The organism is gamma proteobacterium symbiont of Axiagastus rosmarus, assembly GCF_059730925.1.
Map to the genome: position 1 here is coordinate 1,044,282 of NZ_AP035925.1, position 12,489 is coordinate 1,056,770.

At 54.9% G+C, this 12,489-nt stretch carries 13 protein-coding genes and 1 other annotated feature (1 of these 14 cut by a window edge); of the genes, 9 read left to right on the top strand and 4 right to left on the bottom strand.

Annotated elements, in window-relative coordinates; translation table 11 throughout:
* The first annotated feature begins 5 nt into the window (after positions 1-5).
* Together gshA and luxS are read left to right on the top strand one after the other, a co-directional pair.
* On the top strand, positions 6-1,610 hold the full coding sequence (gene gshA / locus AC6I8F_RS04755) for a glutamate--cysteine ligase (RefSeq protein ID WP_021507329.1): 1,605 nt from the start codon (positions 6-8) through the stop codon (positions 1,608-1,610).
* Between the two features lie 150 nt (positions 1,611-1,760).
* Positions 1,761-2,276, top strand: a complete 516-nt coding sequence (gene luxS, locus AC6I8F_RS04760) for an S-ribosylhomocysteine lyase (RefSeq protein ID WP_010617126.1) — start codon at positions 1,761-1,763, stop codon at positions 2,274-2,276.
* 57 nt (positions 2,277-2,333) lie between these two features.
* On the opposite strand, the gene AC6I8F_RS04765 is transcribed toward luxS, so the two are convergent.
* Together AC6I8F_RS04765 and AC6I8F_RS04770 are read right to left on the bottom strand one after the other, a co-directional pair.
* Complete coding sequence (locus tag AC6I8F_RS04765) at positions 2,334-3,620, bottom strand: HlyC/CorC family transporter (protein WP_058776006.1); 1,287 nt, start codon at positions 3,618-3,620, stop codon at positions 2,334-2,336.
* Positions 3,621-3,633: 13 nt separating this feature from the next.
* Positions 3,634-4,428: a cytochrome C assembly family protein gene (locus tag AC6I8F_RS04770; RefSeq protein WP_010617128.1), complete on the bottom strand. Its 795-nt coding sequence runs from the start codon at positions 4,426-4,428 to the stop codon at positions 3,634-3,636.
* A gap of 166 nt (positions 4,429-4,594) precedes the next feature.
* Here AC6I8F_RS04770 and ffh point away from each other — a divergent pair, with 166 nt between their 5' ends.
* The 5 genes from ffh (at position 4,595) to rplS (ending at position 8,107) form a co-directional block, all read left to right on the top strand.
* Entirely contained in the window at positions 4,595-5,956 is a 1,362-nt protein-coding gene (gene ffh, locus AC6I8F_RS04775) for a signal recognition particle protein (protein ID WP_021507327.1), read from the top strand.
* 142 nt (positions 5,957-6,098) lie between these two features.
* On the top strand, positions 6,099-6,347 hold the full coding sequence (gene rpsP / locus AC6I8F_RS04780; RefSeq protein WP_007893313.1) for a 30S ribosomal protein S16: 249 nt from the start codon (positions 6,099-6,101) through the stop codon (positions 6,345-6,347).
* A gap of 18 nt (positions 6,348-6,365) precedes the next feature.
* Entirely contained in the window at positions 6,366-6,914 is a 549-nt protein-coding gene (gene rimM, locus AC6I8F_RS04785) for a ribosome maturation factor RimM (RefSeq protein WP_021507326.1), read from the top strand.
* A gap of 35 nt (positions 6,915-6,949) precedes the next feature.
* Positions 6,950-7,714: a tRNA (guanosine(37)-N1)-methyltransferase TrmD gene (trmD, locus tag AC6I8F_RS04790; RefSeq protein ID WP_021507325.1), complete on the top strand. Its 765-nt coding sequence runs from the start codon at positions 6,950-6,952 to the stop codon at positions 7,712-7,714.
* A 42-nt stretch (positions 7,715-7,756) separates the two neighbouring features.
* Entirely contained in the window at positions 7,757-8,107 is a 351-nt protein-coding gene (gene rplS, locus AC6I8F_RS04795; protein ID WP_021507324.1) for a 50S ribosomal protein L19, read from the top strand.
* A 57-nt stretch (positions 8,108-8,164) separates the two neighbouring features.
* Here the strand turns inward: rplS and AC6I8F_RS04800 are convergent, their stop codons facing one another.
* Entirely contained in the window at positions 8,165-8,686 is a 522-nt protein-coding gene (locus AC6I8F_RS04800) for a GNAT family N-acetyltransferase (protein ID WP_058780253.1), read from the bottom strand.
* Between the two features lie 304 nt (positions 8,687-8,990).
* On the opposite strand from AC6I8F_RS04800, the gene AC6I8F_RS04805 reads away from it, so the two are divergent.
* Positions 8,991-10,070, top strand: coding sequence for a 3-deoxy-7-phosphoheptulonate synthase (locus AC6I8F_RS04805; protein WP_275028201.1), 1,080 nt, complete (start codon positions 8,991-8,993; stop codon positions 10,068-10,070).
* 6 nt (positions 10,071-10,076) lie between these two features.
* Complete coding sequence (tyrA, locus tag AC6I8F_RS04810; protein ID WP_021507321.1) at positions 10,077-11,198, top strand: bifunctional chorismate mutase/prephenate dehydrogenase; 1,122 nt, start codon at positions 10,077-10,079, stop codon at positions 11,196-11,198.
* Between the two features lie 33 nt (positions 11,199-11,231).
* On the opposite strand, the gene pheA is transcribed toward tyrA, so the two are convergent.
* Complete coding sequence (gene pheA, locus AC6I8F_RS04815; protein ID WP_338670853.1) at positions 11,232-12,395, bottom strand: bifunctional chorismate mutase/prephenate dehydratase; 1,164 nt, start codon at positions 12,393-12,395, stop codon at positions 11,232-11,234.
* Positions 12,396-12,417: 22 nt separating this feature from the next.
* Positions 12,418-12,489: a sequence feature (Phe leader region), on the bottom strand; it runs 53 nt beyond the window's last position.

Genomic DNA, 12,489 nt, shown 5'->3' on the forward strand with positions numbered 1-12,489 from the left:
ACATTATGCTGAACAAAAATAAATTATTCACACAGCGGGAGGTTAATGTGATCCCGGACGTATCAAAAGCGCTCTCCTGGCTGGAAGCGCATCCCGACGCGTTAAAGGGTATCGGCCGTGGCATTGAACGTGAAACACTTCGCGTCCAGCCGAATGGTCATCTGGCGACCACTGGCCACCCTGAATCGCTGGGTTCTGCGCTGAAGCACGACTGGATTACCACCGATTTTGCTGAAACGCTGCTGGAGTTCATCACCCCGGTGGATCAGAACATCGATCGCTCCCTGGCGTTTCTGCGTGACATCCACCGTCACGTGGCGCGCGAGCTGGGCGACGAGCGCATGTGGCCGTTCAGTATGCCGGGCTATGTTGAAGATGTGGACAACATTGAGCTGGCACAGTACGGCAGCTCCAATATCGGCAAAATGAAAACCCTGTATCGTCAGGGGCTGAAAAACCGCTACAGCGCGCTGATGCAGATTATTTCTGGCGTGCACTATAACTTCTCGCTGCCGCTGTCGTTCTGGCAGGAGTGGGCGGATGTCAAAGACGCGGAGAGCGGCAAAGAGACCATCTCGGCGGGCTATCTGCGCCTGATTCGCAACTACTATCGCTACGGCTGGGTGATTCCTTATCTGTTTGGCGCTTCGCCAGCCATCTGCTCTTCCTTCCTGCAGGGACGGGAAAGTAAGCTGCCGTTCGAAACCAACGGCGAAGGAACATTGTGGCTGCCGTATGCCACGTCGCTGCGCCTGAGCGATCTGGGCTACACCAATAAATCACAAAGCGGGCTGGGCATTACCTTCAACTCGCTGGAAGGGTATGTCGCTGCGCTGAAAGCGGCGATCAAAACGCCGTCTGCCGAATATGCGGCGATGGGCACCAAGGACGCGGAAGGCAACTGGCTGCAGCTCAATACCAACGTGCTGCAAATCGAGAACGAACTGTACGCACCGATTCGTCCGAAACGCGTGACCCGCTCGGGTGAGGCGCCATCCGATGCGCTGCTGCGCGGCGGCATTGAGTATATTGAAGTGCGTTCACTGGACATCAACCCGTTCTCTGCCATTGGTGTGGATGCCGATCAGGCGCGCTTCCTCGACCTGTTCCTGATTTGGTGTACGCTGGCCGATGCGCCGGAGATGAGCGCAGATGAGCTGCTGTGCAGCCGGAAAAACTGGAACCGCGTGGTGCTGGAAGGGCGCAAGCCGGGTCAGGTGATCGGCGTGGGCTGCAGTGATACGGAACATCTGCTGGTTGATGTCGGTAAAGCGCTGTTTGCCGATCTGCGCCGGGTGGCTGAAGTGCTGGATAGCAACGACGGCAGCACGCAATATCAACAGGTTTGCGATCAACTGGTAGCGTCGTTTGACGATCCTGAGCTAACCTATTCGGCGCGCATTCTGCAAGCCATTAAAGAGCAGGGGCTGACCGGAGCTGGCGTGGCGCTGGCCGAGCAGTATCGTCATCTGCTGTGCGAAGAGCCGCTGGAAATTCTCACCGAAGCCGATTTTAGCCGTCAGGCGCAGGAGTCGGTGCTGAAACAGCAGCAGCTGGAGCAGAGTGATACACTGGATTTTGCCAGCTATCTGGCAGGTCGCGAAGGCTAGAAAAGAAAATGGCCACATCACTGTGGCCTAAATTAACATCTCTGTTGTCAGGGATGATGATAACAAATGCGCGTCTTTCATATATTCAGACGTTGGGCGAACAGAAAAGTTTCATCGTTTTAAAAAAAATCTCAAAACAGGAGGTGACGTATGCCACTACTGGATAGTTTTACTGTTGATCACACCATCATGGGCGCGCCAGCGGTACGCGTGGCGAAGACCATGAACACTCCGCATGGCGATACCATCACCGTTTTCGATCTGCGTTTCTGCCGTCCGAACATCGACATCCTGACCGAACGCGGCATCCACACGCTGGAGCACCTGTTCGCGGGCTTCATGCGTAACCACCTCAACGGTGACGGCGTGGAAATCGTCGATATCTCACCGATGGGCTGCCGCACCGGCTTCTATATGAGCCTGATTGGTACGCCAGACGAGCAGCGCGTGGCAAAAGCGTGGAAAGGCGCGATGGAAGATGTGCTGAAGGTAAAAGATCAGAACCAGATTCCGGAACTGAACGAATACCAGTGCGGCAGCTACAAGCTGCACTCGCTGGACGAAGCGCAGCAGATTGCGCGCAACGTGCTGGCGCACGACATTGGCGTCAACCGTAACGAAGATCTGAAGCTGCCGGCTGAAAAGCTGAAAGAGCTGCAACTCTAGTTGCCGCTTCAGCCATAAAAAACGCCGCGATTATCGCGGCGTTTTGTTTTTATCGTCTCAGGAACCGATGGACGCTTTCAGCGGCTGATGCGGCGTGATGCGCACCTGCTTCACCATGTTGTCCTGCACATCAAGAATATCAATGTTGTAATGGCCAACCTGTACTTGCGTGTCCATCTGCGGGATCTCTTCCAGCGCTTCCAGCAGCATACCGTTGATGGTGCGCGCTTCCTCTTCCGGCAGCGTCCAGTTGAAGGCCTTATTGATTTCCCGCACGTTGGCGCTGCCTTCAATCAGTACCGAACCGTCGTTTTGCGGCATCACTTCTTCGGCCAGTGACGGTGACATGGAGGTGGTAAAGTCGCCGACGATCTCTTCCAGAATATCTTCGATGGTAACCAGTCCTTTGATGTCGCCGTACTCATCGATCACCAGCCCCACTTTCTTCTTATTGCGCTGGAATTTTACCAGCTGCACGTTAAGAGGCGTACCTTCCGGCACGTAGTAGATTTCATCGGCAGCGCGCAGCAGTCGCTCTTTATTGAACTCTTTTTTCTCGGCCATCATACGCCACGCTTCGCGCACGCGCAGCATGCCAACGCTATCGTCCAGTGAGTCGCGGAACAGCACAATACGGCCATGCGGTGAGTTGCTTAGCTGACGCTCGATCGACTTCCACTCATCGTTGATATTGATGCCGACGATCTCATTGCGCGGCACCATGATGTCGTCAACGTTGACCTTCTCAAGGTCCAGCACCGATAGCAGCATGTCCTGGTTGCGGCGCGACATCAGCGAGCGGGATTCATACACGATGGTGCGCAGCTCTTCTTTGCTGAGAGCGGAGTTAATCGACCCTTCGGTCTTGATGCCCACCATGCGCATCAGAATGCGGGTAATGGTATTGAGCAGCCACACCAGCGGCAGCATCACGTACTGCAGCGGCGCCAGCAGAAAACTGCTGGGATACGCAACTTTTTCCGGATAGAGCGCCGCGACGGTTTTAGGCAGCACTTCGGCAAACACCAGCACCACGAAGGTCAGCACGCCGGTGGCGATGGCTACGCCGGCATCGCCGTACAGGCGCATACCGACAATGGTGCCGAGCGCCGAGGCGAGGATATTCACGAGGTTGTTGCCGATCAGCACCAGGCTAATCAGACGGTCGGGGCGACGCAGCAGTTTCTCAACGCGACGCGCGCTGCGGTTGCCGCTTTTGGCTTTGTGGCGAAGTTTGTAGCGGTTGAGCGTCATCATGCCGGTCTCTGAACCCGAGAAGTAGGCCGAGACCAGCACCATAATGATCAGCGTGATAATGAGCGTGGTGGTTGAAACATGTTCCAACGCAAAAATTCCTTTAGTGAGAGGTGAGCAGGTGCTGCAGAACGCGGCTGCCGAAATAGGCCATGGTCAGCAGCAGCGCACCGCCGCAGTTGAACCACACCACACGGCGACCGCGCCAGCCTTCATGATAGTGGCCCCACAGCAGCACGATGTAGACAAACCAGGCGATAATCGACAGCACCGCTTTATCAATGTTTTCCGGGCTGAACAGGTTATTCATAAAGAACAGGCCGGTGCACAACACCAGCGTCAGCAATACCACGCCTATCTGCGTGATGTGGAACATCTTACGCTCAATGCTGAGCAGCGGCGGCATATCCTGGGTGAACGTCAGCTTTTTGTTCTTTAACTGATAGTCGATCCACGCCAGCTGCAGCGCATACAGCGCCGCGATGATCAGCGTGGCATAGGCAAACAGCGACAGACCGATGTGCACCATCATGCCAGGCGTGGTCTCAAGATGGGTGATAAAGGCGTTTGGCACAAAGGTGGCGAAGGCCAGATTGATCAGCGCAAAACTGTAAACAATCGGCAGCAGCAGCCAGCCGCGATTGCGCGACGCGACGATAGTCATGATGGCGCAGATGAGCAAACTGACCAGCGAACCAATATTCAGCAGGCTAAGGTTTTGTCCATTATCGACGGCAAATATGCGTTGCTGCAGCGCTACCGCATGGGCAATCAGCGCCACGCAGGCGGATAACACGGCAAAACGCCGCCAGCCGCTGTTGCGTTTCAGCAGGCTCGGAATGATCAATGCAAGACTGAGAGAGTAGGCGAACAGCGCCACGATCGCGAAAACGAACATAGATCCTTTCAGGTGTCGGTCAGATAAGGAAAAAAGCAGTATAGCGCCAGCGGCAGCAGGCTCCAAACGATCTCACGGTCAATTGCAGAGATCGGCCTGGCTTCGTGTTATAATCCGCCGCATTGTGTCGCCCTGGCGGCCTCGCTACGCTATTAAGTGAGAGAGCATGTTTGATAATTTAACCGATCGTTTGTCGCAAACCCTGCGCAATATCAGTGGCCGCGGAAGGCTGACCGAAGACAACATCAAAGATACGCTGCGCGAAGTGCGTATGGCGCTGCTGGAGGCCGACGTTGCGCTGCCGGTAGTGCGCGATTTCATTAACCGCGTGAAAGAAGCCGCGGTGGGGCAGGATGTAAACAAAAGCCTGACGCCGGGTCAGGAGTTTATCAAAATCGTGCGCAACGAACTGGTTGCGGCGATGGGGGCCGAAAATAACGCGCTGAACCTTAATGCTCAGCCGCCGGCCGTGGTGCTGATGGCGGGCCTGCAGGGTGCCGGTAAAACCACCAGCGTCGGTAAGCTTGGTAAATTCCTGCGCGAAAAGCACAAGAAAAAGGTGCTGGTGGTGTCTGCGGACGTCTACCGCCCGGCGGCGATCAAACAGCTGGAAACCCTGGCGCAGCAGGTCGGTGTGGATTTCTGTCCGTCCGACCTCAGCCAGAAGCCGGTGGATATCGTTAACAACGCGCTGAAAGAAGCCCGACTGCAGTTCTACGATGTGCTGCTGGTGGATACCGCCGGCCGTCTGCACGTTGACGAAGCGATGATGGATGAGATCAAACAGGTGCACGCCGCGATCAATCCGGTTGAAACGCTGTTTGTTGTCGATGCCATGACCGGTCAGGATGCCGCCAATACCGCGAAAGCGTTCAACGAAGCGCTGCCGCTCACCGGTGTGATCCTGACCAAGGTCGACGGCGATGCGCGCGGCGGTGCGGCGCTGTCGATTCGTCACATCACTGGCAAGCCAATCAAATTCATGGGGATGGGCGAGAAGACCGATGCGCTGGAAGCGTTCTATCCGGACCGTATTGCATCGCGCATTCTCGGCATGGGCGACGTGCTGTCGCTGATTGAAGATATCGAGAGCAAAGTTGACCGCGAGCAGGCGGAAAAGCTGGCGAAGAAGCTGAAAACCGGCGACGGCTTTGATCTCAACGACTTCCTGGAGCAGCTTAAGCAGATGCGCAACATGGGCGGCATGGCCAGCCTGATGGGCAAACTGCCGGGCATGGGCCAGCTGCCGGATAACGTTAAATCGCAGATGGATGACAAAGTGCTGGTGCGCATGGAAGCCATCATCAATTCGATGACGCGCAAAGAGCGTGAGAAGCCAGAGATCATCAAAGGTTCGCGCAAGCGCCGTATCGCTACCGGTTCCGGTATGCAGGTGCAGGACGTCAACCGGCTGCTGAAGCAGTTTGATGATATGCAGCGCATGATGAAGAAAATGAAGAAGGGTGGCATGGCCAAAATGATGCGTGGCATGAAAGGCATGATGCCGCCAGGATTCCCCGGCCGCTAAGGCGACACAGCCCGAACCAGAAAAGTGAGACACTCAGGTTGCTTTTTGCGCCAAAATGAGTAAAATTTTCGGGCTTTTTATATTGCACCCGGGCCCCGTTCCTCGATGGGGCCCGGTTGTTTTATTAACTAAAGAGGATGTTATGGTAACCATTCGTTTGGCACGTCACGGCGCTAAAAAGCGTCCGTTCTATCAGGTCGTCGTCACTGACAGCCGCAATGCTCGCAACGGTCGTTTCATCGAGCGCGTAGGTTTCTTCAACCCGATCGCTTCTGGTCAGGCTGAAGGTCTGCGTCTGGATCTGGACCGTATTGAGCACTGGGTTGGCCAGGGCGCAACGCTTTCTGATCGCGTTAACGCGCTGATCAAAGAAGCAAAAAAAGCAGCTTAATCTGTCACGGTGGTGAGCATGAGCAGTAAACCTGCCGCACAGCCTCCCGTTAACCCAATCATTCTGGGCAAAATGGGTGCCGCTTACGGAATTCGGGGTTGGCTCAAAGTGTTTTCCTCCACTGAAGACGCTGAAAGCATCTTCGACTATCAACCCTGGTTTATCCAGCGCGCCGGTCAATGGCAGCAGGTCGAGCTTGAGGGTTGGAAGCACCACAATCAGGACCTGATCATCAAAGTCAAAGGCATTGACGATCGGGACGCTGCAGCACAGTTGACCAATTGCGAAATTACGGTTGACTCCACGCAGCTGCCGGCGCTGGAAGAGGGCGATTACTACTGGAAAGACCTGATGGGTTGCAAAGTGGTAAACCTCGACGGCTACGAGATGGGCAAAGTCATTGATTTGATGGAGACCGGCTCGAACGACGTTCTCGTCGTAAAGGCAAACCTGAAAGATGCATTCGGTGTACAGGAGCGGTTAATACCGTTTCTTGATGAACAGGTTATCAAGAAAGTCGATCTCGCTACTGGCACCATTGAAGTAGACTGGGATCCTGGTTTTTGATCTCCGGACAATCCGGTAACGTAACGGCGAACGCGATGTGGATTGGTGTAATTAGCCTGTTTCCTGAGATGTTTCGCGCTATTACCGAGTACGGGGTAACTGGCCGGGCAGTAAAGAATGGCCTGCTCAACATAGAGAGCTGGAGTCCACGTGACTTCACGCACGACCGGCACCGTACCGTGGACGATCGTCCTTACGGCGGCGGACCGGGTATGTTGATGATGGTGCAACCCTTACGGGATGCTATCCACGCAGCGAAAGCGGCGGCGGGAGAAGGCGCTAAGGTGATTTATCTTTCACCTCAGGGTCGCAAACTTGACCAGCAAGGCGTTTGCGAACTGGCGACCAGCCAGAAGTTAATTCTGGTTTGCGGTCGTTATGAAGGGATAGATGAGCGTGTGATTCACACTGAGATTGATGAAGAATGGTCAATCGGTGATTACGTGCTCAGTGGCGGTGAGCTGCCAGCGATGACGTTAATTGACTCGGTCGCCCGGTTTATTCCTGGCGTGCTGGGGAAACAGGCGTCAGCCGATGAGGATTCGTTCTCGGAAGGTTTGCTGGATTGCCCGCACTATACCCGACCTGAAGTGTTAGAAGGGATGGAGGTTCCGCCAGTTCTGCTGTCGGGCAACCATGCCGATATTCGCCGCTGGCGCCTGAAACAGTCGCTGGGCCGTACCTGGCTAAGAAGACCTGAACTTCTGGAAAACCTGGCTCTGACTGAAGAGCAAGCAAGGTTGCTAAGTGAGTTCCAGCGGGAACATCAGCAGCAACAAAACGATGAGGTGGAAGAGTAATCTTCCCTGACTATCAGTTTACCCAGGATAAGAGATTTAATTATGAGCAACATTATCAAGCAACTTGAACAAGAGCAGATGAAACAGGACGTACCTTCCTTCCGTCCGGGTGATTCCGTGGAAGTGAAAGTATGGGTCGTTGAAGGTTCTAAGAAACGTCTGCAGGCATTCGAGGGCGTGGTTATCGCTATTCGTAACCGCGGTCTGCACTCTGCATTCACTGTTCGCAAGATTTCTAACGGCGAAGGCGTTGAGCGTGTCTTCCAGACTCACTCTCCGGTAATTGACAGCATTACTGTCAAACGTCGTGGTGCTGTGCGTAAAGCCAAACTGTACTACCTGCGTGAGCGTACCGGTAAGTCAGCTCGTATCAAAGAGCGTCTTGGCGCGTAAGCGACATCCCAAAGTTAATAGCAAACAAGGGGTTGGCCATAAGGCCAGCCCCTTTTTTTATGGGCGTCTGAGGTGATAGATCGCCGTGTTGACCGGCCCGCTCTCCAGCACAATCAACCCGTAGCGGTAATCCACAAACGAGAAGCCGCTGCGCAGGGCCACAGCGCGGCTGGCGTGATTCTCTTCTGCAGCAAGAATTTCCAGCACAGCAATATGTGGCTGGGCGAACGCCAGATTCACCAGCTGTGCCACCGCCCGGCGGGCAACGCCCTGTTGTTGCGCCTCGCTGCAAACCCAGTAGCCCAGCGCGCTGAACTCACCGGGCTGACGCGCAAAACGTAAGCCAGCACCGCCCAGCAACCGATCGTTGCCATCGACAATCGCGAACTCTTCAGCTTCACCCTTTTGACGCTGCAGATGGGTGAAGTTGATCCAGCTCACGGCTTCATCAACGCTGTAATCCGCATGTGCCCATACCATCCACGGCTGCAGGCTGCCCAGAGACTGATTAACGGCATGCGTAAACGCTTCGGCATCCTGCAGAGTAAAGGGACGCAGCGCGACTTCATGGATGGACATAGAGCGATCCTGAATTAATTAAATGGATAACAGCATGTTAACGATATCGTAAGGAAAAAACATCTGACCTGGCCAGATGGCTGTAATTATAACTTTACATTTTTGTTTGATGGATCTTACAGGCTTTAAGGTTGTTAACTTAATGATTTATATATTTTAATTAAATTTTATTTTGTGGTTTAAAAGATGGTGGTAATAAAAGTGTACATACATGGATTGCATGATTTACATGCTGTGGTAAAGTAAGCGTCATCCTCAGTGAGGATCGTAAAACCGCATAACGAATGAAAAAAGGATCGCCATCATGCAAAAAGACGCGCTGAACAATGTGCATATCGCCGACGAACAGATTTTAATTACGCCACAGGAACTGAAAGCGAAGTTCCCGCTGACTGCGGCGCAGGAAACGCAAATTGCCGCTTCCCGCCAGACCATCGCGGATATCATCGCGGGTCGCGATCCGCGTCTGCTGGTGGTGTGCGGTCCCTGCTCGATCCACGATACCGAAGCCGCACTGGATTACGCTCGTCAGTTACAAACACTCTCAGCACAGTTGAAGGATCAGCTGTATATCGTTATGCGCGTCTATTTTGAAAAACCCCGTACCACCGTCGGCTGGAAAGGGTTAATCAACGATCCTTACATGAACAACTCGTTTGATATGGAAGCCGGCCTGCACATTGCGCGTCAGCTGCTGGTCAATCTTGTGGAGATGGGCCTGCCGCTGGCCACCGAAGCACTCGACCCCAATAGCCCGCAATACCTCGGCGATCTGTTTAGCTGGTCGGCGATTGGGGCGCGTACCACAGAATCGCAGACGCACCGTGAAATGGCGTCTGGCCTGTCGATGCCGGTAGGCTTTAAAAACGGCACCGATGGCAGCCTCGGCACCGCAATCAACGCCATGCGCGCCGCTGCGATGCCGCACCGCTTCGTCGGCATTAACCAGGCCGGTCAGGTGTGCCTGCTGCAAACTCAGGGCAACCCGGATGGTCACGTGATTCTGCGCGGTGGCAAAGCGCCAAACTACGGCCCGGAAGATGTCGCGCAGTGTGAAAAAGAGATGCTGAAAGCGGGACTGCGTCCGGCCTTAATGATAGATTGCAGCCATGGCAATTCTAACAAAGACTATCGCCGTCAGCCTGGCGTAGCCGAATCGGCTATCGCGCAGATTAAAGATGGAAACCGCTCCATCATTGGCCTGATGCTGGAAAGTAATATTCACGAAGGCAACCAGTCTTCTGAGCAACCGCGTAGCGAGATGAAGTACGGGGTTTCCGTCACTGATGCCTGCATCAACTGGGAAACCACTGAAACTTTGCTGCGTGAAATCCATCGGGATCTGCAGGGAGTGCTGTCGGCGCGTCTGTCACACGAGGTGTAATGAGTCATGGTGGCTGAACTGACCGCGCTGCGCGATCAAATTGATGAAGTAGATAAAGCCCTGCTGGGGCTACTGGCGAAACGACTGGCGCTGGTGGCCGAAGTCGGCGAAGTCAAAAGCCGCTACGGTTTACCGATTTATGTGCCTGAGCGCGAGGCCAGTATGCTGGCGTCGCGTCGTCAGGAAGCGGAAGCGCTCGGCGTGTCGCCGGACCTGATCGAAGATGTACTGCGTCGTCTGATGCGTGAATCCTATGCGCATGAAAATGACAAAGGCTTCAAAACGCTGTGTCCTGAACTGCGTCCGGTGGTGATTGTCGGCGGCGGCGGTCAGATGGGACGTCTGTTCGAGAAGATGCTGACGCTCTCCGGCTATCAGGTGCGTATTCTCGATAAAGATGACTGGCCGCGCGCGGATGAACTGCTGCACGATGCGGGCATGGTGATCATCAGCGTGCCGATCCATCTGACCGAACAGATTATTGCCGATCTGCCAGCGCTGCCTGATGACTGCATTCTTGTGGATTTGGCGTCGGTGAAGAACCGTCCGCTGCAGGCGATGCTGGCGGCGCACAGCGGCCCGGTACTGGGACTGCATCCGATGTTCGGTCCGGACAGCGGCAGCCTGGCGAAGCAGGTGGTGGTATGGTGCGATGGCCGTCAGCCGGAAGCCTATCAGTGGTTCCTGGAGCAGATTCAGGTGTGGGGCGCGCGCTTACACCGCATCAGTGCGGTTGAGCACGATCAGAATATGGCGTTCATTCAGGCGCTGCGCCACTTCGCCACGTTTGCTTACGGTTTGCATCTGGCGGAAGAGAACGTCAATCTGGATCAACTGCTGGCGCTGTCCTCGCCTATCTATCGCCTCGAACTGGCGATGGTAGGACGGCTGTTTGCGCAGGACCCGCAGCTGTACGCCGACATCATCATGTCGTCGGAAAGTAATCTGGCGCTGATTAAACGCTACTATCAGCGTTTTGGTGAAGCCATCACGCTGCTGGAGCAGGGCGATAAACAGGCGTTCATCAACAGCTTTGAGCGTGTGGAACACTGGTTTGGTGACTACGCGAAACGCTTCCTAGTCGAGAGCCGCAGCATGCTGCGCTCCGCCAACGACAGTCGCCAGTAATGATTAAGGCATCCGTGAGGATGCCTTTTTGTTTTACAGACGCGGTTCTACCGGCACCACATTCTCACCCGGATAACAGCCCAGCACCTTCAGTGAACGCGTGAGCGCACGCAGTTCTTCCAGCGCCTGCTGCATGTTCTCCGACTGCAGATTGCCCTGCACATCAATGTAAAACATCTCTTCCCACGGGTTACCGTTGATAGGCCGGTTTTCCAGCTTGCTCATGATCAGATTGTGATTACGCAACACCAGCAGTGCTTCAACCAGTGCGCCGGCCTGCTGGCCCGTCGCCATAATCAGCGTGGTTTTGGCAGGCACCTGGCTGGAGACTTCAATCGGTTTACGCGCGAGCACAATGAAGCGGGTATGGTTCTGCTGCTGATTCGCCAGGTTGCGCTCCAGCACCTGCAGACCATACAGCTCACCGCCGGCTTCGCTGCCCAGCGCGGCCACGTGCGGCGAGTTCATCGCGGCTACTTTCTCCATCGCCGCCGCCGTACTTTCGGTGTATTCGATTTTCCACTGCGGGAAGCGGTTGATGAACTGGCTGCACTGCTGGAACGGCTGCGGATGGCTATACACCGTTTCAATCTGCTGCAAATCGGTATTACCGCTGACCAGCACGCAGTGTTCGATAGGAATGGTCAGCTCGCCGACGATCGACAGCGACGTTTGCTGCAGCAGATCGTACACGTCATTGATCGAGCCGGAGCTGGTGTTCTCAATCGGCATCACCGCGTAATCCGCCTGACCGCTTTCAACCTGCTGAATGATGTCGTGGAATTTCAGACACCCCATTTCCACCATCGAATCGAAGTGGCGCGCGGCGTATTTACGGGCGGCAAGGTGCGAATAGGAGCCTTTTGGGCCGAGGAAAGCGATGCGCGGCGCGTGCGCATGTGGATGATTCAGGTTTTTCTGCAGCAGCGCCTGCTGGGTCAGCACCGAATCCTCAATCACTAACTGAAACAGGCGCGTGATGTAGTGCGCATCCAGCTGATGTTTTTTACCCAGCGCGATGAGATTTTCCAGCAGGGCGCGTTCGCGCTCGACGTCACGAATCGGGCGATGGGTGGCCAGCTTGGCCTGCGCTACCTCAACGGCCAGCGCGCGCCGTTCAGCCAGCAGCGTTAACAGCCTGGCATCGACGGCGCTGATCTTATCGCGTAACGCCAGCAGCGGATTCTCGGGATTCATAGGGCTCACCTGTAAAATGTCCAATAAAAAAGCCTCCCGGTTGGGAGGCTTTGTTGTTCGTCTTCGCATTCATTTTCACACGACGAATCGCCTC